General features: G+C 50.0%; 14 protein-coding genes. All 14 read left to right on the top strand.

The annotated features are described in order from the left end of the window. Window positions 1-10 precede the first annotated feature (10 nt). The 14 genes from hprK to whiA all read left to right on the top strand — a co-directional run bounded on the left by hprK (window position 11) and on the right by whiA (window position 18,553). A complete protein-coding gene (hprK, locus tag CK797_RS03460) occupies window positions 11-964 on the top strand; it encodes an HPr(Ser) kinase/phosphatase (RefSeq protein WP_104688414.1) in 954 nt (317 codons plus the stop codon). Next, complete coding sequence (gene lgt, locus CK797_RS03455; protein WP_104688413.1) at window positions 964-1,785, top strand: prolipoprotein diacylglyceryl transferase; 822 nt, start codon at window positions 964-966, stop codon at window positions 1,783-1,785. Before hprK ends, lgt begins: the two co-directional genes overlap by 1 nt. Before the next feature lie 24 nt (window positions 1,786-1,809). Then, entirely contained in the window at window positions 1,810-2,826 is a 1,017-nt protein-coding gene (locus CK797_RS03450) for an NAD(P)H-dependent glycerol-3-phosphate dehydrogenase (protein WP_104688412.1), read from the top strand. Window positions 2,827-2,890: 64 nt separating this feature from the next. Further along, window positions 2,891-3,802 (top strand): UTP--glucose-1-phosphate uridylyltransferase GalU, encoded by a 912-nt coding sequence (galU, locus tag CK797_RS03445; RefSeq protein WP_104688411.1) that lies wholly within the window; start codon window positions 2,891-2,893, stop codon window positions 3,800-3,802. Window positions 3,803-3,931: 129 nt separating this feature from the next. Then, window positions 3,932-4,864 carry a thioredoxin-disulfide reductase gene (gene trxB / locus CK797_RS03440; protein WP_104688410.1) on the top strand — a complete coding sequence of 311 codons (933 nt, stop codon included), beginning with the start codon at window positions 3,932-3,934 and terminating at the stop codon, window positions 4,862-4,864. Window positions 4,865-5,053: 189 nt separating this feature from the next. Next, entirely contained in the window at window positions 5,054-6,781 is a 1,728-nt protein-coding gene (locus CK797_RS03435; RefSeq protein WP_104688409.1) for a phospho-sugar mutase, read from the top strand. A gap of 171 nt (window positions 6,782-6,952) precedes the next feature. Then, entirely contained in the window at window positions 6,953-8,233 is a 1,281-nt protein-coding gene (locus tag CK797_RS03430) for a mucin-binding protein (protein WP_104688408.1), read from the top strand. A gap of 189 nt (window positions 8,234-8,422) precedes the next feature. Continuing rightward, complete coding sequence (locus CK797_RS03425; RefSeq protein ID WP_104688407.1) at window positions 8,423-9,940, top strand: glycosyltransferase; 1,518 nt, start codon at window positions 8,423-8,425, stop codon at window positions 9,938-9,940. A gap of 212 nt (window positions 9,941-10,152) precedes the next feature. Beyond that, a complete protein-coding gene (uvrB, locus tag CK797_RS03420; RefSeq protein ID WP_104688406.1) occupies window positions 10,153-12,186 on the top strand; it encodes an excinuclease ABC subunit UvrB in 2,034 nt (677 codons plus the stop codon). Between the two features lie 12 nt (window positions 12,187-12,198). Further along, the gene (gene uvrA, locus CK797_RS03415; protein ID WP_104688405.1) at window positions 12,199-15,069 is read left to right on the top strand and encodes an excinuclease ABC subunit UvrA; all 2,871 of its coding nucleotides are present in this window, start codon (window positions 12,199-12,201) and stop codon (window positions 15,067-15,069) included. A gap of 68 nt (window positions 15,070-15,137) precedes the next feature. Further along, window positions 15,138-15,653, top strand: coding sequence for a DUF523 domain-containing protein (locus CK797_RS03410; protein WP_104688404.1), 516 nt, complete (start codon window positions 15,138-15,140; stop codon window positions 15,651-15,653). Window positions 15,654-15,729: 76 nt separating this feature from the next. Next, window positions 15,730-16,599, top strand: coding sequence for an RNase adapter RapZ (gene rapZ, locus CK797_RS03405; RefSeq protein ID WP_104688403.1), 870 nt, complete (start codon window positions 15,730-15,732; stop codon window positions 16,597-16,599). Window positions 16,600-16,616: 17 nt separating this feature from the next. Next, on the top strand, window positions 16,617-17,603 hold the full coding sequence (locus CK797_RS03400; protein WP_104688402.1) for a gluconeogenesis factor YvcK family protein: 987 nt from the start codon (window positions 16,617-16,619) through the stop codon (window positions 17,601-17,603). Window positions 17,604-17,614: 11 nt separating this feature from the next. Then, complete coding sequence (whiA, locus tag CK797_RS03395) at window positions 17,615-18,553, top strand: DNA-binding protein WhiA (protein ID WP_104688401.1); 939 nt, start codon at window positions 17,615-17,617, stop codon at window positions 18,551-18,553. The last annotated feature ends 198 nt before the right edge of the window (window positions 18,554-18,751 follow it).

Raw genomic sequence — 18,751 nt, 5'->3', positions numbered from 1 at the left:
GTGAATGGTTGTGCCAAACAGCGTTACGGTTAAGGAATTAGTTGAGAAGGTCCGGCTGAAGGTTCTCCAGGGTGAGGACTACCTTGACCGGCCGATTACCACCAGTGATATTTCACGGCCAGCCCTGGAGTTTGCTGGGTACTTCAAGCACTATCCAGCCCTGCGGATCCAGTTATTAGGAATCACGGAGACGTCATTTTCCAAGGACCTGACCCACGAGAAGATGGTTAAGTACATGACTAAGATGTGCACTCCACAGACGCCATGTTTTGTAATCTCTACCAACCTGCCAATCCCGGCGGAACTGAAGGTGGCGGCCGAGGAAGCCCATATTCCAATCCTCGGAACGCACCTGACGTCTTCACAGATACTCAGTAACATGACCTCCTTCCTATTAGGCCGGTTAGCACCGCGGAAGTCGCTGCATGGGGTTCAGGTCGATATCAATGGTGTTGGAGTCCTGATTACCGGGGATTCCGGAGTCGGTAAGAGTGAAACCGCCTTGGAACTGGTTCGACGGGGACACCGGCTGGTTGCTGATGACCGGGTGGAGGTTTACGCCCGTGATGAACAGACCCTGATTGGGAGTGCCCCGGCGATTTTGGAGCACCTGATGGAGATTCGGGGGATCGGAATCATTGACGTTGCTACCCTTTACGGAACCGGGGCCGTCATGCCCAATGATAAGATCGACCTGATCGTCCACCTGGAGACTTGGACCCCGGATGCTAAATTTGACCGACTGGGAGACCGGGGCGATACCCAGACCATTCAAGGGGTTATTATTCCTAAGGTTTCTGTGCCGGTTAAGATTGGGCGGAACCTGGCGATTATCATTGAATCAGCGGCAATGAATTACCGTGCTGAGACAATGGGCTACGACGCTACTGAAACGTTTGACCGTAACCTGAATAAGCTGATTAAAGAAAACTCCGCCCGGGACAGTAAGAAGGGTCAGAAGTAATGGCAATGACAATTACCGCCGCCCTCAACCCGATTGCCCTGCAGTTTGGCCCCTTCGTCATTCACTGGTACGGGGTTATTATTGCAACCGGGGTGGTTCTGGCACTCTGGCTGGCGATCCGTGAAGGAAAACGGCAGAGAATCCCCGAGGACTACTTTTATGACTATCTTCTCTGGGCCTTGCCAGTTGCCATCGTTTGTGCCCGGCTCTACTACGTTACCTTCCAATGGCCGTATTATGCGGCCCACCCGGGGGAGATCATTGCCATCTGGGATGGGGGAATCGCCATCTATGGGGCCATTCTGGGTGGATTCTTGGTTCTCTACCTTTTTTGCCGGGCTCGTCACCTGTCGATGTGGGCCATGCTTGACGTAATCGCGCCGACCGTTATCCTTGCCCAGGGAATCGGCCGCTGGGGCAACTTCATGAATCAAGAGGCCTTTGGGATAGTCACTACGCGGGCGGCGCTACTGGCTCAGCATATTCCTACTTGGATTGTCAACCAGATGGACATCGGTGGCCAGTACCGGGTGCCAACCTTCTTATACGAGTCGATTTGGGACCTGCTGGGCTTTATTATGCTGATCAGCCTGCGTCATCGCAATCACCTCTTTCGGCGCGGCGAGGTTTTCCTGACCTACGTGATGTGGTACGCATTTGGCCGCTTCTTCATTGAGGGGATGCGGACTGACAGCTTAATGATTGGTTCTGTGATTCGTGTGTCGCAGCTATTGTCATTGGTGTTCTTTGCTGGAGCACTGGTCGTTTTACTGATACGTCGCCGCCAGGGAAATGTTCCCTGGTATCAGCAGTCAAAGTAATACTTAATAGAGGAGAGATTAATCATGACGGAAAAAGTAGCAGTGTTGGGTGCCGGTTCCTGGGGCAGTGTCCTGGCTAACCTGTTGGTCGATAACGGTCACAAGGTTGAGCTGTGGTCGCGGGACCAGGAACAGGTTGACCGTCTGAACAAGGAACACGTTAACCCGGCCTACATGAAGAACTTTACCTATTCCAGCAAGCTCCACGCTACAACTGATATGAAGGCTGCTGTCAAGGGAGCTGACGTTATTCTGATTGTGATTCCGACCAAGGGGATTCGTCAGGTGGCCCATCAACTTAATACGGTCCTGGCCGAACTCAACCAGCAGTCGCTGATTGTGCACGCTACCAAGGGATTGGAACAAAACACCTATAAGCGGCCATCTGAAATGCTCAAGGAAGAAATTGATCCTAAGTATCGGCGTGACATCGTAGTGCTTTCCGGCCCAAGTCACGCTGAGTCGGTGGCGATCAAAGATATGACCGCGGTTACGGCGGCCTGTGCCAACCTAGCTGATGCCGAAAAGGTTCAGCAGCTCTTCAGTAACTCTTACTTCCGGGTTTATACCAATGACGATGTGATTGGCGCCGAATTTGGGGCGGCCCTGAAGAATATTATTGCCATCGGCGCTGGTGCCCTCCAGGGATTAGGCTACCATGACAATGCTCGGGCAGCCTTGATCACTCGGGGCCTAGCAGAGATCCGGCGCCTGGGCGTGGCCTTCGGCGCCAATCCGATGACCTTTATTGGGCTATCTGGAGTTGGTGACCTGGTTGTGACAGCAACAAGCAAGAATTCACGAAACTGGCGAGCCGGCTACCAGCTTGGCCAGGGTCAACAGCTTGACGACGTCATCAATAACATGGGAATGGTGATTGAGGGTGTCTACACGACTAAGGCGGCCTACGAACTCAGCAAGAAGCGACAGGTGCCGATGCCAATTACCGATGCCCTATATCAAGTCCTGTATAAGGGTGAAGACATCAAGACCGCAATTTCTCAACTGATGAACCGTGACCTGACTTCCGAAATGGAATAAGTATGGTAAAATATGATCGGGTAACTTTGAGAGAAATTGAAGTTATGGAAAGGATTTTGTAGTTATGAAACGTGTTAGAAAGGCAATCATTCCGGCTGCCGGCTTGGGGACTCGTTTTCTCCCCGCTACGAAGGCATTAGCCAAGGAAATGCTGCCAATTGTTGATAAGCCAACGATTCAATTCATCGTTGAGGAAGCGCGGAAGTCTGGAATCGAAGATATCGTCGTGGTTGATGGAAAGAACAAGCGCTCCATCGAAGACCATTTCGACTCCAACCCAGAATTGGAAGACAACCTGCGCTCTAAGCATAAGGATGAAATGTTGAAGCTGGTGGAAGATACCACTGACATCAACATCTACTTCATCCGTCAATCACACCCTCGTGGTCTTGGGGACGCTGTTCTGACGGCTCGGGACTTCATCGGGGACGAACCATTCGTGGTTATGCTCGGTGATGATCTGAACAACATCAACAACAACGGTGAACCGCTGACCAAGCAACTGATCGAGAGCTACCAGCAGACTGGAGCCTCCACTCTGGCCGTAATGCGGGTACCTCATGAAGACACCGCTAAGTATGGGGTCATCAACCCAAGCAAGGAGGTTACACCAGGCCTCTACAACGTCACAAGCTTTGTTGAAAAGCCGGCACCAAAGGACGCACCAAGTGACCTCGCTATCATTGGTCGTTACGTCTTTACCCCAGAAATCTTTGATGTTCTGGCTAAGACGAAGCCTGGTAAAGGGAATGAAATTCAACTGACTGACGCCATTGATACCCTGAACCAGACACAACGGGTTTTTGCTCGTGAATACAAGGGTGACCGTTATGATGTCGGTAACAAGTTTGGCTGGGTCAAGACCAATATCGAGTATGGTCTGCAACACCCACAGGTAAAGGATGAATTACGCGAGTACATCAAGGAACTGGGCGCTAAACTGACTGCTGAAGACAAGAAGAATCATAAAAAGTAATCTATTAAATAAAGAATCCGCTGACAATGGGCAGCGGATTCTTTGTTTACTTATAATAAACAAGTTGATAGACAAGAATGGCCTTAGTCGGTATGATGGGATTGATGATTTGTGATGGGAGGAGATCATATGGCAGAGACAAAGAACTATGATGTGGTTGTAATCGGTGCTGGTCCTGGCGGGATGACGGCAGCAATGTACGCATCCCGGGCCAACTTGTCCGTGGTGATGCTTGATCGGGGAATCTACGGTGGTAACCTGAATAATACGGCTTCGATCGAGAACTACACCGGCTTTAAGAATGTACAGGGACCGGAGCTGGCTAAACAGATGTATGATGGTGCTACTCAGTTTGGTGCCGAGTACGCCTATGGAACCGTTACTAAATTGATTGACAAGGGAGTAACCAAGGAGATTACAACCGACATGGGTGATACATTTATCGCTAAGGCGGTTGTGATTGCCACCGGTTCGACCCAGCGCCACTTGGGCGTTTCGGGTGAGGAAGAATACAGTGGCAAGGGTGTCTCTTATTGTGCTGTCTGCGACGGGGCCTTCTTCAAGGGTCGTGACCTGATTGTTGTTGGTGGTGGTGACTCTGCAGTTGAGGAGGGAATGTACCTGACCCAGTTGGCTGCCAAAGTAACGGTGCTCGTTCGTGGTGATCACCTGCGGGCTCAGCCATTATTGCAGGATGAGGCACGTAAAAACGATAAGATGACGTTCGTTTTTAACACCAGTGTTACCGCAATTGTCGGTGATCAGACCAAGGTAACCGGGGTCAAGACTCACAACAACGCCACCGGTGCTGATAGTGAAATGGCTGCGGACGGGGTCTTCATTTATGTCGGTAGTTTGCCGATGACTGCTCCGTTTAATGGCCTTGGAATCCTCGATGATCAGGGATGGATCAAGACCGATACCCAGATGCGGACCAGTGTGCCGGGTATCTTTGCCATCGGGGACGTTCGGGAGACCCCACTGCGCCAGATAGCAACTGCGGTTGGTGATGGGGCGATTGCCGGTCAGCAGGTCTATCAATATATCAACGCAACAAAGTAATCGTCAGCACTGACCAGAATTGGTTGGTGCTTTTTTTGCGTCAGGACCGGGTTCAATTATCTAGCCGCCGCAGGGAATTACGCTAACCAACATCGAGTGAAACTTTAGTAAAACAATTAGTAAACGTCCCCTTCAAAACTAATCTGCGGTATACTAGACAGCAGAGAAAATAGTAAAGGAGACTTCACTGTGAGCTGGAAAGATACCTATCAAGTTTGGAAAGAGCGGACGGATCTCAATCCGCAATTGAAGCAAGAGCTGGATGCCATGAATGATGACAAAGAAATAGAGGACGCCTTCTACGGTCCTTTGTCATTCGGAACGGCGGGAATGCGTGGCCTGATGGGGCCAGGAATTAACCGGATGAACATCTATACCGTTCGCCAGGCCACCGAAGGGTTAGCAACCTTGATGGATTCCCTCGGTGATGACGTTAAGAAGCGTGGGGTTGCGATTGGTTACGATTCTCGTCACCACTCCTACCAATTTGCCCACGATTCTGCCCGGGTCTTGGGTGCCCATGGTATCAAAGTTTACATTTATGATAACGTGCGGCCAACACCTGAATTGTCCTTTGCCGTTCGTGACAACCATACTTACGCTGGGATCATGATCACGGCCAGCCATAACCCGAAGGAATACAATGGTTACAAGATTTATGGTGAAGATGGCGGTCAGATGCCACCGAAGGAATCAGACATGATGACCGGTTACATCCGTAAGATCACCGATATCTTTGATATTAAGCTGGCTGACGAGCAGGAAATGCTCAATAACGGACTTGAAACGGTTATGGGCGAGGACGTTGACCATGCTTACCTGCAACATGCCAAGGAGGTTACGGTCAACCCCGAACTGGCTAAGGAATACGGTAAGGATATGAAGTTCGTCTTTACGCCTCTCTGTGGAACCGGTCGGATGCTGGGGGAACGGGCCCTACGCCAAGCCGGTTTCACCAACTTCACGATTGAGCCAACCGAGGCCCAGCCAAATGGTGACTTCCCTGGTTTGGAACACCCAAATCCAGAGTTTCCTGAAGCCTTTGTGCGGTCTATCAAGCTTGGCAAGCAGATTGATGCTGACGTTCTGATTGCTACCGATCCTGATGCTGACCGGCTTGGTTGTGCAGTTCGTCAACCAGACGGCGAATACCAATTGCTGACTGGGAACCAGATCGCCTCCATTATGCTCCACTACATTCTTGAAGCTCACAAGCAGGCTGGTACCCTGCCGAAGAATGCTGCTGCAGTTAAGTCAATTGTTTCTACCAACTTTGCGGCTAAGATTGCCGAGAGTTATGGGGTATCAATGATCAACGTTCTGACTGGCTTCAAGTGGATTGCTGACCAGATTCACCAGTACGAGACTGGTCAGGCTGATCACACCTTCATGTTTGGTTTTGAAGAGAGCTACGGTTACCTGGTTAAACCGTTCGTCCGGGACAAGGACGCTATTCAATCCCTGACCCTGTTGGCCGAAGTTGCTGCTTACTACCGGAGCCGGAAGATGACGCTGTACGATGGTTTACAGGAACTCTTCAAGAAGTACGGTTACTTCCGTGAGAAGACGATTGCTAATACCTACGCTGGGGTTGACGGCCCAGCCAAGATTCAGGGCCTGATGAAGAAATTCCGTGAGGAGGCTCCACAGGACTTCGCCGGTCACAAGGTAATGATTAGCGAGGACTTCGCCAAGGGGACAAAGACGACGGCTGATGGCAAGATCAGCGAGTTGGGAATTCCAGAATCCAACGTGCTGCGCTACGTGCTGGATGATGAAACCTGGATTGCGATCCGGCCATCCGGAACGGAACCAAAGCTGAAGTTCTACATCGGAACGAGTGCGGACTCCCTCGACAAGGCCAATGCTAAGTTAGCCGACTTTGAAAAAGCTCTGCAGGCGTTTGCTGAGGAATAAAATTATAAAATTAATAACTAATGGCATTAGATGTGAATACCTTGCATCTAATGCCATTATTTGTATATTACATGGTAATTTAAATTACATTTGACTTGTACTATAATTAAAATATAACCATTGAATAATTTATAGGCCTATAAGGTTTGGCCATAGTTAGGGGGAGCTTTGGTGGATAATCAAGCACAGGATACAAAAGAACAGCAGTTGGTATTTTTCAGTTATATTGATAAGGAGACAGGAAAGGTCCTGGCCCAGGATCAAGCATCTGGACAAAGCGGCCAACCGATTGAGTATCAACCTAATGAAAGATTAGCAACATTGGAGAAGCAGGGATATACCCTGGCTTATAATGGTTTTCCCCAAGGGGCACGATACTCAGAGAATGATCAGATGAATCAGGTCTTTGCAATCTTGCTTAAGCATAAGCAAAAATTGGTAATGGCTGATGAAATTCAGGGTAATAGCCAGCTTCCTGATTCATCAAAATCCTATACGTTAACGATTAGTTTCGTTGATGAACAGGGAAATGAATTGCACCCAGCTGTAACTCAGCAATCGGTTTGGCGATGTCCGGTTATTATTGATGAGGTTACTGGTGCAGTGATTAGTCGAAAGAACGATGAATGGAAACCGACCCAAGAACAGTATGAGCCAGTTTCTGTTCCAGTGGTTAAGGGATACCTGGCCGATAAATCGGTTTTGCCTAGTCAGCCTGTTGTCCAGCAAAATATCAATAGTATGGTTGTATATCAGCCGTTGGGCAAAATCGTACCGATCATGGTAAATGGTCAGTCGGTGCCAAATGTAGCTTCCGTCCAGTACCGAAACGATCCGGATAATGCTAGTAAGGTGGCTGTTCAGTCCTTGCCGCAGGTAACTGGCTATACAAATAATCTACGGAGCTTAATGCCGCTAGATCCTTTGAAGGACACTAAAGTGCTTTATGAGGCAACTACGGCGAGTAAATCCGTAGTATCAACGTCGACATCCAGTCAGAAGCCGGTCAATGATAAGGGTTCCCAGGAGGTTTACCATTACACTGTTCACTTTCTGAACCAAGACGGAGAAAAGGTGGCTGAAGACAATGTTCAGAGCTCTATTTGGCAGAGTGATGGCAGTCGGGACATCAAGAATTATCAAGATGTTAAGGCTCCATTAATTAAAGGCTATTACACGATTGATCATCGTCTCAAGGGCCCCGTAGCCGTACCGTTTGAACTTAATCATACTGTTATTTATCACCGGCTGGGCAAGATTATTCCGATCGACGAAAATGGTCAAGAAATTGCGGGTGCCAGCCAACCAATTTACCAGAATGACCCAACGGATCCGACGGTGCCATTGGCTAATCAGTCGGTTCCTAAGCTGGTAGGCTATTCGGCTAAAGTTACTACTATTACCCCTGACGATGCCGGTCTGAACACGAAAGTTATCTATCAAAAAGACTAATTTTGGATGGTAAAAATGCCGGTTGCTCGAATATGGGCAATCGGTATTTTAGTTGTCCTCAACTTAAATTGCTCAAAAATCTTACTGTATGGTGACGAAAGTATGTAAACGGGTGATGTCATATCAGCAATGATCGGAAACAATTAATAAGCAGGATTTCTTTAATATCATCAGAAAGGAATCGAAAAAATGAATTATTTTATTACTAGTCGGCAGGATATGCTAACTTCTGCGATTGAGTTGGCTCAGGTAAAGCGGCTGAGAATCTTTGATAGTCTGCATCAGCCGGCAATGATTGTAACCCTTTGCTATAATTTTGACCATCGGGAGGTAGAGAAGAAGCTCGGTGTTGGTGGGCGGGTCATTAACCTATTTCAATACTTTCAGAAGCTGCCTTATCATGTCTTTAGTGGGCGTGTCGATGGTAGAATAGCCGAACAGGTACTGAATCAATCTGGATATACGGTGCAAAATGAAGAGCATGCGGCCTATTGTAATGGGAAAAAACGAGTACAGATTATTTATAATAATAATCGGCTTCGTTATATTGATTATCTTGACCGCTATGGTTTTTCTGATCATCGTGACTTTTACGACTGTGGTTGCTTGAGCTACAGCGAATTCTTTGAGGATAAGGGTCGAATTGTCACGCGTCAGTACTATGATGGTCAAGGTTGCCCTAAACTGCTGTTTTATTACCGGGGCGGTGACCAGAATAAACCAATTTTGACGATGATTCGTTTGTGTGATCAGGGAGCTATTCATACTTTCGATACTGAAGAACAATTACGAGCCTACTTTCTTGACCAACTTGTAAGGGATGATCCCCAGTCCTTTTTCATTAGTGATCGTTCTGATTACACCTTTGAGGCATTTCGCTGGATGAAGTACCTGGTTCCACGATATCAGGTCCTTCATTCTGCTTTCACTCTAGATGGTCAGCCGCAGGGAAAACTATTTCCAATCTATAAGAAGATTCCCGAAATGCTAGAGAAGAAGTATCTTACCGGTTTGATCTCTGCAACTGCTCAGGAAGCTCAGGATGTTGGTCGGCGTTTTCAAACTGCAGCTAGTTATGGAATACCAGTAACCTACATAGATCGGAACCTATTAGCTAAGCCCATTCCATTTGATCAGCGTAAACCAGGTCAGCTGATTGCGGTTGCTAGGCTAACCAGTGTTAAACGTCTTGATCATTTGATTAATACGGTTATCTTACTACGGCGCAAACATCCCAACATTGACCTTAAGATTTACGGTTTCGATGATAGTTGGAATAATTATGCAACTTCGACGCATCTTAAACGAATTGTTCGTGAAAAGGGTGCTGGTGATTACATTCACTTCAGCGGGTTTCATCATGATCTAACGACAATTTATGAGACTGCTGATGTTGAAGTTCTGACGAGTTCTTACGAGGGTTTTGCGATGGCATTGCTGGAGGCCCAGGGACATGCTTGTCCAGCCGTTAGTTACGATATCAATTATGGCCCATCGGAAATCATTGTGGATGGAAAGAGTGGACGGTTGCTGCCATCTGGCGATACCCATGCCTTGTATGTGACATTGGATCATCTTTTAAGTAATCGTGAGCTTTTGCGTGAATACTCCGCTCATGCTCAGCAGGCGGCTGCTAGGTATTCATTTGAAAATGTCCGAGCGGTCTGGGAGAATTTTCTTCAGACGGAGAAACTTTTTCAAAAATAGTTTATAAATAATAAATGGTGTTGTTTTAAGCTGCTTGAGCATAGACAGTTGATTAGATAGCTTTAATGAGCGGAAAAGCTGCCGACTATGTACAAATCCATATCGATAGACGAATAAACGTTTGGGTGATAAACTGATTAATAGTTAAATAAAGGGAAAGGGTGACCTTTCTCTTTTTCTACGTAAACGGCTAATTAGGGAGGTACGCATTAGTGATTTATCGACAGCCAGATAAGAAATTTGACCTTGTTTCGGATTATCAGCCAACTGGGGACCAACCCGAGGCAATCGCCGAATTGACAAAGGGGATCGAGAGGGGAGAAAAGGCCCAGATCCTCCTGGGAGCGACGGGAACTGGGAAGACGTTCACAATTTCCAACGTGATTGCCAACGTGAACAAGCCTACCCTGATCCTCTCACACAATAAAACCCTGGCGGGACAGCTCTATGGTGAGATGAAGAAGTTTTTTCCCAACAATGCGGTAGAATACTTTGTCTCCTACTACGACTACTACCAACCGGAAGCCTACGTGCCGTCCAGCGATACCTACATTGAGAAGGATGCCTCAATCAATGATGAAATCGATAAGCTGCGCAACGCGGCCACCACGGCCCTGTTGGAGCGTAATGATGTGATCGTGGTCGCCTCAGTCTCCAGCATCTTCGGCCTTGGTAATCCTAATGAATACCAAAATAGTGTTCTTTCCCTGCACGTTGGTCAGGAGATCGAGCGTGATACTGTCTTGAATGACCTGGTTAAGATTCAGTACGACCGCAACGACATTGACTTCCAGCGTGGTCGTTTCCGGGTTCACGGTGACGTGGTAGAGATCTTTCCGGCATCCCACGGGGAAACGGCCTTGCGGATTGAGTTCTTCGGTGATGAGATTGACCGGATCCGGGAGGTTGACGCTTTGACTGGCGAGGTCAAGGGCGATCGCGAGGAGGTCTCGATCTTTCCGGCAACCCACTTCATGACCAATGAGGATATTATGGACTTGGCCCTACCGGAGATTGAAAATGACATGAAGAAGCAGGTCAAAAAGTTTACTGATCAGGGAAAGCTTCTGGAAGCCGAGCGGATTCAACAGCGGACCAGCTACGATATTGAGATGATGCGGGAGGTTGGCTATGTCAACGGGATTGAGAACTATTCCCGCTACATGGACCGGCGCAAACCCGGTGAGCCGCCGTACACCCTGCTTGACTTCTTTCCTAAGGACTTCCTGCTGGTAGTCGATGAATCCCACCAGACGATGCCTCAGGTGCGGGGGATGTACAACGGAGACCGGGCCCGTAAGCAGATGCTGATCGACTATGGCTTCCGTTTGCCAAGCGCTCTGGATAATCGGCCGCTGAAACTGGCGGAGTTTGAGCAGCATGTCAACCAAGTTGTCTACATGTCAGCAACCCCGGGTCCCTATGAGGAAAAACAGACCGATCACGTGGTTCAGCAGATCATTCGACCAACTGGTCTGCTGGACCCAACGATTGAGGTTCGGCCAGTAATGGGCCAGATTGATGACCTGGTTGGCGAAATCAATAAGCGGATTGAACGCCATGAACGAGTCTTTGTTACTACCCTGACCAAGAAGATGTCAGAGGATCTGACCGACTACCTGAAAGATCTCGGCCTGAAGGTCAAGTATCTCCACAGTGATATTAAGACTCTGGAGCGGACCCAGATCATTCGGGATCTACGGTTGGGTAAGTTTGACGTCCTTGTCGGGATCAACCTGCTTCGGGAGGGGCTCGATGTTCCCGAGGTATCTCTGGTCGCCATCCTCGATGCAGATAAGGAAGGCTTCTTACGTAATGAGCGATCACTGATCCAGACGATTGGCCGGGCTGCCCGGAACGAACACGGGGCGGTCATCATGTATGCTGATACGGTAACTGAATCGATGCAGAAGGCGATCGATGAGACGAAGCGGCGGCGGGCAATTCAAATGAAATATAACGAGGAGCACCACATTACGCCGAAGACGATTATTAAACCGATTCAAGATGCAATTTCAGCAACGAAGCCGAGTGAAGACGACGGTGAGACTGCGGACAGCACCGAGTTTACCACGAAGGACTTTGCCAAGCTGAAGAAGGCCGACCAAGAGAAGATGGTGGCCGAGCTGACGGAGCAGATGCAGTCTGCAGCCAAACGACTGGACTTTGAGCAGGCTGCCACGTTGCGTGACACTGTCATGGAACTGAAGGCTCAGATGACGGGAAAGAAAAAGACTAAGCAATGAGGGGGATATGTAATGGCAACCGATAAGATCGTGATTCATGGGGCCCGTGCCCATAACCTGAAGAATATTGACGTGACAATTCCCAAGAATAAACTGGTGGTAATCACCGGTTTGTCGGGATCGGGGAAGAGTTCCTTGGCCTTTGATACCCTGTATGCGGAGGGTCAGCGACGCTACGTAGAGAGTTTGTCTGCCTATGCTCGACAGTTTTTGGGCCAGATGGATAAGCCAGACGTTGACTCAATCGACGGGCTCTCTCCAGCTATCTCGATTGACCAGAAGACGACCTCGCACAACCCGCGGTCAACGGTTGGGACGGTTACCGAGATTAACGATTTTCTTCGTCTCCTCTGGGCCCGGGCTGGGACGCCGATCTGCCCGAACGACCACATCCCGATCACTAGCCAGTCGCCGGACCAGATGGTGGATCGAGTCCTTAAGCTGCCTGAACGGACCCGTCTCCAGGTCTTATCCCCGATCGTCCGTGACAAGAAGGGAACCCAGAAGAAAGTCTTTGATAAGATCAAACGCGAGGGCTTCGTTCGGGTCCAAGTTGATGGAGAGACTTACGACTTAGATGAAGTACCGGCACTTGATAAGAATAAGAAGCACACAGTCAACGTGGTGATTGACCGGATCATTGTCAAGGACGGCATTCGTTCCCGGCTCTTTGATTCCTTTGAGGCGGCCCTTCGCTTGAGCGATGGTTACGCAATCGCTGACATCATCGGTGGCGACCCGATCCCGTTTTCCGAGAAGTATGCCTGCCCAATTTGCGGATTCACGGTGGGGGAGCTGGAACCCCGGCTCTTCTCCTTCAACGCCCCGATTGGTGCCTGCCCGGTCTGTGAGGGTTTAGGCTCCAAGCTTGAAGTGGACGTTGACCTGGTTGTGCCCGATCGGACTAAGACCCTGCGTGAGGGGGCAATGGTGCCGTGGAACCCGATTTCCTCCCAGTACTACCCGCAGCTGTTGGAGCAGTTCTGCACGGCGGTTGGCATCGACATGGATACCCCATTTAATAAGCTGTCAAAAAAGCAGCAGAAGATGGTACTCTATGGTAACGGTGACCAGACCTTCCACTTCCACTATGAGAATGATTTCGGCGGCATTCGCGATGTCGACGTGCCATTTGAGGGGGTCATTAACAATGTCAAACGCCGTTATAAGGAGACCAATTCTGATTTTACCCGCGAACAGATGCGTAAGTACATGACTGAGCTGCCGTGCCCAGCTTGTCATGGTTACCGGCTTAACGAACGGGCCCTGGCGGTGAAGATTGACGGACAGAATATCGGTGAAGTTTCCGACCTGCCGATCAGCCAGGCGATTACCTTCTTCAAGGGGGTTAAGTTGTCCGAACAGAACGAGCAGATTGCCAAGCCGATTTTAAAGGAGATCCTGGACCGCTTGACTTTCATGCAGAATGTTGGGGTTGACTACCTGACCCTCAGTCGGTCAGCGCGGACCCTGTCTGGTGGAGAGGCCCAGCGGATTCGACTGGCTACTCAGATTGGTTCCAACCTATCCGGCGTGATGTACGTCTTAGACGAACCATCGATTGGGTTGCATCAGCGGGACAACGACCGGCTGATCTCTTCCCTTAAGGCGATGCGTGACCTCGGCAACACCCTGATTGTGGTCGAACATGACGAAGATACGATGCGGGCGGCTGACTACATCATCGATATCGGCCCCGGTGCCGGTGAGAATGGTGGTCAGGTGATGGCCGCTGGGACACCAAAACAGATCATGCGGTCTCGCAAGTCGTTGACCGGTCAATACTTGTCCGGCAAGAAGATGATTGAGGTGCCGACCGAGCGCCGGACTGGCAACGGTAAACACATCATCTTAAAGGGTGCCGCGGCTAATAACCTCAAGGACATCGACGTCGACTTCCCGCTCGGCAAATTTATCTGTGTTACCGGGGTTTCCGGCTCTGGCAAGTCGACCCTGGTCAACTTGATTTTAAAGCGGGTCCTGGCCCAGAAGTTGAATAATAACTCCGCCAAACCTGGTAAGTACAAGTCAATTTCGGGAATCAAGAATATCGAGAAGGTCATCAATATTGACCAATCCCCAATTGGTCGGACGCCGCGGAGCAATCCGGCCACCTACACTGGGGTTTTTGACGACATTCGCGAGCTCTTCGCTCAGACTAACCAGGCCAAGGTGCGTGGCTACACCAAGGGCCGGTTCAGCTTCAATGTCAAGGGTGGTCGCTGCGAGGCCTGTCACGGGGATGGGATCATTAAGATCGAAATGAACTTCCTTCCCGACGTCTACGTTCCTTGTGAGGTCTGTCATGGGACTCGTTATAATTCTGAAACCTTGGAAGTGGAGTATAAGGGGAAGAACATTGCTGAAGTACTGAACATGACGGTCTCTGAGGCCCTGGACTTCTTCAGTGCCATTCCAAAGATCAGACGCAAGCTTCAGACAATCGAGGACGTTGGCTTGGGATATGTTCATCTTGGTCAACCGGCCACTACCCTGTCTGGTGGGGAGGCTCAGCGAATGAAGCTGGCTGCGGAACTGCACCGCCAGTCCCACGGCAAGAGCTTCTATATTCTAGATGAGCCGACGACTGGGCTTCATATGGACGATATCAAGCGGCTGCTCGGTGTTTTACAACGACTGGTTGATGCTGGCAACACCGTCCTGGTGATTGAGCATGAACTCGATGTGGTCAAGTCCGCGGATTGGCTGATCGACCTTGGTCCAGAAGGCGGCGAGGGCGGTGGCCAGATCGTGGCTACCGGGACACCGGAGGAAGTTGCCCAGGTTAAGGGCAGCTACACTGGGAAGTACCTCAAGCAGATGCTGGACCGCGACCGAGAGTTGATGGCGGCTCATGCAGCCAAGCAACACAAGAAGAAGTAGTATTAAAAGGAGCTTCGCCGACGCGGAGCTCCTTTTGGTGTATCCTTTAGATTAAGGAGATGAGTGCAATGATTCTAATCAGTGCCTGTCTGGCGGGCTTCAACGTTCGCTACGATGGTGGCAATGCCCAAAATGACCTAGCAGTGAAGCTGGTGGCGATGGGTCAGGCGATCACGGTTTGCCCGGAGATCATGGGTGGTTTTGCGACGCCTCGAGTGCCAGCCGAGATTCAGGGTGGCACCGGAGCTGATGTATTGGCGGGGCAGGCTGCGGTGAGGAACTGCCATGGCCGAGACGTGACGGAGGAGTACCTGCAAGGGGCAAGGATGGTTTTGAAAATTGCCCAGGAACACGGTGTGAAGGTGGCCTTCCTTAAGCAGAAGAGTCCAGCCTGCGGAACCAAACGGATCTATGATGGTCGTTTTGCCGGACATAAGATTTCGGGGGCGGGGGTTACTGCAGCCCTTCTCCAGGCTCACGGGATCAAATGTTTTGGTGATGAAAATCTGACCCTGACTAAAATCCATCCATACGTCGACGCAGTTACTTGGGACAATCTTCATCATGATAATCTTCGGGCCTAGCGGGGCAATTCTAAGACACGCCCGGCTCGGTATGGTACAATACATGGGTAGTCCTGAAAGAAGAGAGGAAAAATAAATGGCTGAAAAGATGCAGGTAGTAATCATCACGGGAATGAGTGGTGCCGGAAAGACGGTAGCGGTCCATAGTTTCGAAGACCTCGGCTACTTTGTGATTGATAATATGCTACCGAGTCTGGCAGAAAAGTTTGTAGACGTGATTAAAAATTCCGGGGAGTTCGATAAGGTTGCCATGGTGATGGACCTGCGTTCACGCGGTTTTCACAGCAAGGTTCTACCGAGCCTGGAGAAGCTCCGGCAGCGTGATGATTTAGCGGTGCGGCTGCTGTTTTTGGATGCTGACAATGTTACCCTGGTTTCTCGCTATAAGGAGACACGGCGGGCCCATCCACTGGCACCCCAAGGTCGGCTCCTGGACGGGGTTGAATTGGAGCGGAAGCTGTTAACGGAATTGAAGAGTCGTGCGGACGTGATCATTGATACCACCAACCTGACTCCACGAAACCTGAAGTTGCGGATTAACAAGTTCTTTGGTCATGGTGAGGGTAGCAACTTCTATGTTGAGGTGATGTCCTTTGGTTTCAAGTATGGTCTTCCGCTGGATGCCGATATCGTCATGGATGTTCGTTTTCTGCCAAATCCGTTCTATATTCCAGAACTGAAGCACCAGACCGGAAATGATCGGGCGGTCCAGGAGTATGTTATGAAGAGTGCAGATGCTCAGAAATTTTATCAGCACCTGTCTGCCCTAATTAAGGGGGCGCTGCCTGGCTATATTCACGAAGGGAAGAGCAGCCTGACAATCGCCATTGGTTGCACGGGGGGCCAGCATCGGTCGGTTACCATTGCTAACCGCCTGGCTGATGACCTTCGGAATAGTAACTATCGGGTCAATCTTTACCACCGTGACGTTGATAAGGCCCAATAGGAAGGAGGACGGCGTTTATGTTTCATAAGCCAAAGGTTGTGGTGATTGGCGGTGGAACCGGGCTTCCCGTTATCCTGCGTGGCCTGCGTGACAAGGACGTTGACATTACCGCGGTAGTCACAGTTGCTGACGATGGTGGTTCATCCGGCATCTTGCGTAACTACATCAACGTGGTACCACCTGGTGATATTCGTAATGGTCTAGTGGCGCTATCCGAGTTGCCGCCGCTGGAGCTGGATGTCTTCCAGTACCGTTTCAATAGCCGTGACCAGTTCTTCGCCGGGCATGCTATCGGCAACCTGATCATTTCGGCCTTGTCGGAGATGAAGGGCGGGATCTTCACAGCTGTCCAGGAGTTGTCCGAGATGATGAGGATTCGTGGTCACATCTACCCGGTTGCCAACGAACCGCTGACGCTGCATGCTGAGTTTACCGATGGAACGACCATGCGGGGCGAGTCCGAGATTACCGCAGCCCATAAACAAATAAAACGGGTCTGGGTCACCCCGTCCAACGATGGTGATGGACACCAGGCAAAGCCGGTCCCTGAGGTTATCCAGGCTATCAATGAGGCTGATCAGATTGTTTTGGGGCCAGGGAGCTTGTTTACCAGTATCCTGCCTAATCTGATGATTGACGAGGTCGGTCAGGCGGTCTGCAATAGCAAGGCGGAGGTCATTTACATCTGTAATATCATGACGCAGAAGGGGGAGACCGACCACTTTACCGACGCTGACCACGTTCGGGTTCTTAACCGGCACCTCGGCAGAAACTTTATCGATACGGTCTTGGTTAATATCCGGCCGGTACCTAAGAACTACATTGACTTTCAGGAATGGAATGAGATCTCCCAGCCGGTCGGCCATGACTTCCAAGGCCTGCGTGACCAAGGCTGCCGGGTGATCAGTTCTAACTTCCTGCGCCTCAAAGATAATGGGGCCTTTCACGACCGCGACTTGGTGGTGGCTGAGCTGATCAACCGCTTGCACCAGGTCCATGACTAGGAGGTAATTTTGTGTCGTACGCGAGTGAAGTAAAGAAGGAACTAACAGCCATTAAGGTCCACCAGAAGAACGCCCAGGCTGAGCTGATGGCCCTAATCCGAATGAACGGCAGCATCGCCTTAGCCAACCACCAGCTCGTCTTAAACATCCAGACAGAGAACCCGGCGATCGCCCGGCGGATTTATTCGCTGCTTAAAGAGTTCTATCACGTGGAGAGCGAGATCGTAGTGCGGCGCAAGATGAAGCTCAAGAAGAACAACCAGTACATTGTCCGCCTGCGTTATGCGGCCCAGCATGTCCTCGACGATCTCGGTATTCTGCAGAATTTGCAGATCAAGGAGCGAGTGCCTTTGGAACTGCTTGACGACGAGTGGATGGTTCGGTCATACCTGCGGGGGGCCTTTCTGGCTGGTGGATCGGTCAACAATCCGGAAACCTCGCGTTATCACCTGGAAATCTACTCTCTGTACGAGGAGCACAATGAAATGATTGCCCAGATGATGAACAAGTTTGGCCTTAACGCCCAGACGACGGCGCGGCGGAGTGGATTTATTGTCTACCTGAAGGAGGCTGAAAAGATAGCTAATTTCATGTCGTTGATCGGGGCTACCAACTCGATGCTCCAGTTTGAAAATGTTCGGATTGTCCGGGACATGCGTAATTCGGTCAATCGGTTGGTCAACTGTGAGAATGCCAACATGAATAAGATCGCTAACGCCTCAACCCGGCAGATCGAGAATATTAAGCTGATCGATGCCCGGGTTGGGATTAAGACCCTTCCTGATAAGCTTCGCGAGATTGCCGAGACTCGACTGGCCCATCAGGAAGTCAGCCTTAAGGAGCTTGGGGAGCTGGTACCTGGCGGGCCAATCTCCAAATCAGGAGTCAACCACCGCTTACGTAAGCTTAATGCCTATGCGGATGAGTTGCGGATGTCGAAAATGGAATAGAAGAACTAGACTGGAAAATAAGCTTCTCGGCGCCCTGTACGGCTAGCATAGGACGGAGATTGTCTGCTTTCGTTCGTAGTCAATAGACTTGTTTTGTTGTGCTAGACGCTAAGGGCGCGCTTATTTTTCGTAACTGCTTTTAATATTTGGAGAACTAAACGTGGCTGGTGAGAAAATAAAGGTTTCTCACCAGCCACG

This window comes from Limosilactobacillus pontis, from assembly GCF_002940945.1.
Classification (GTDB): Bacteria; Bacillota; Bacilli; order Lactobacillales; family Lactobacillaceae; genus Limosilactobacillus; species Limosilactobacillus pontis_A.
The sequence above is the reverse complement of the archived record's forward strand: the minus strand, read 5'-3'. Positions and strand labels throughout refer to the sequence as shown.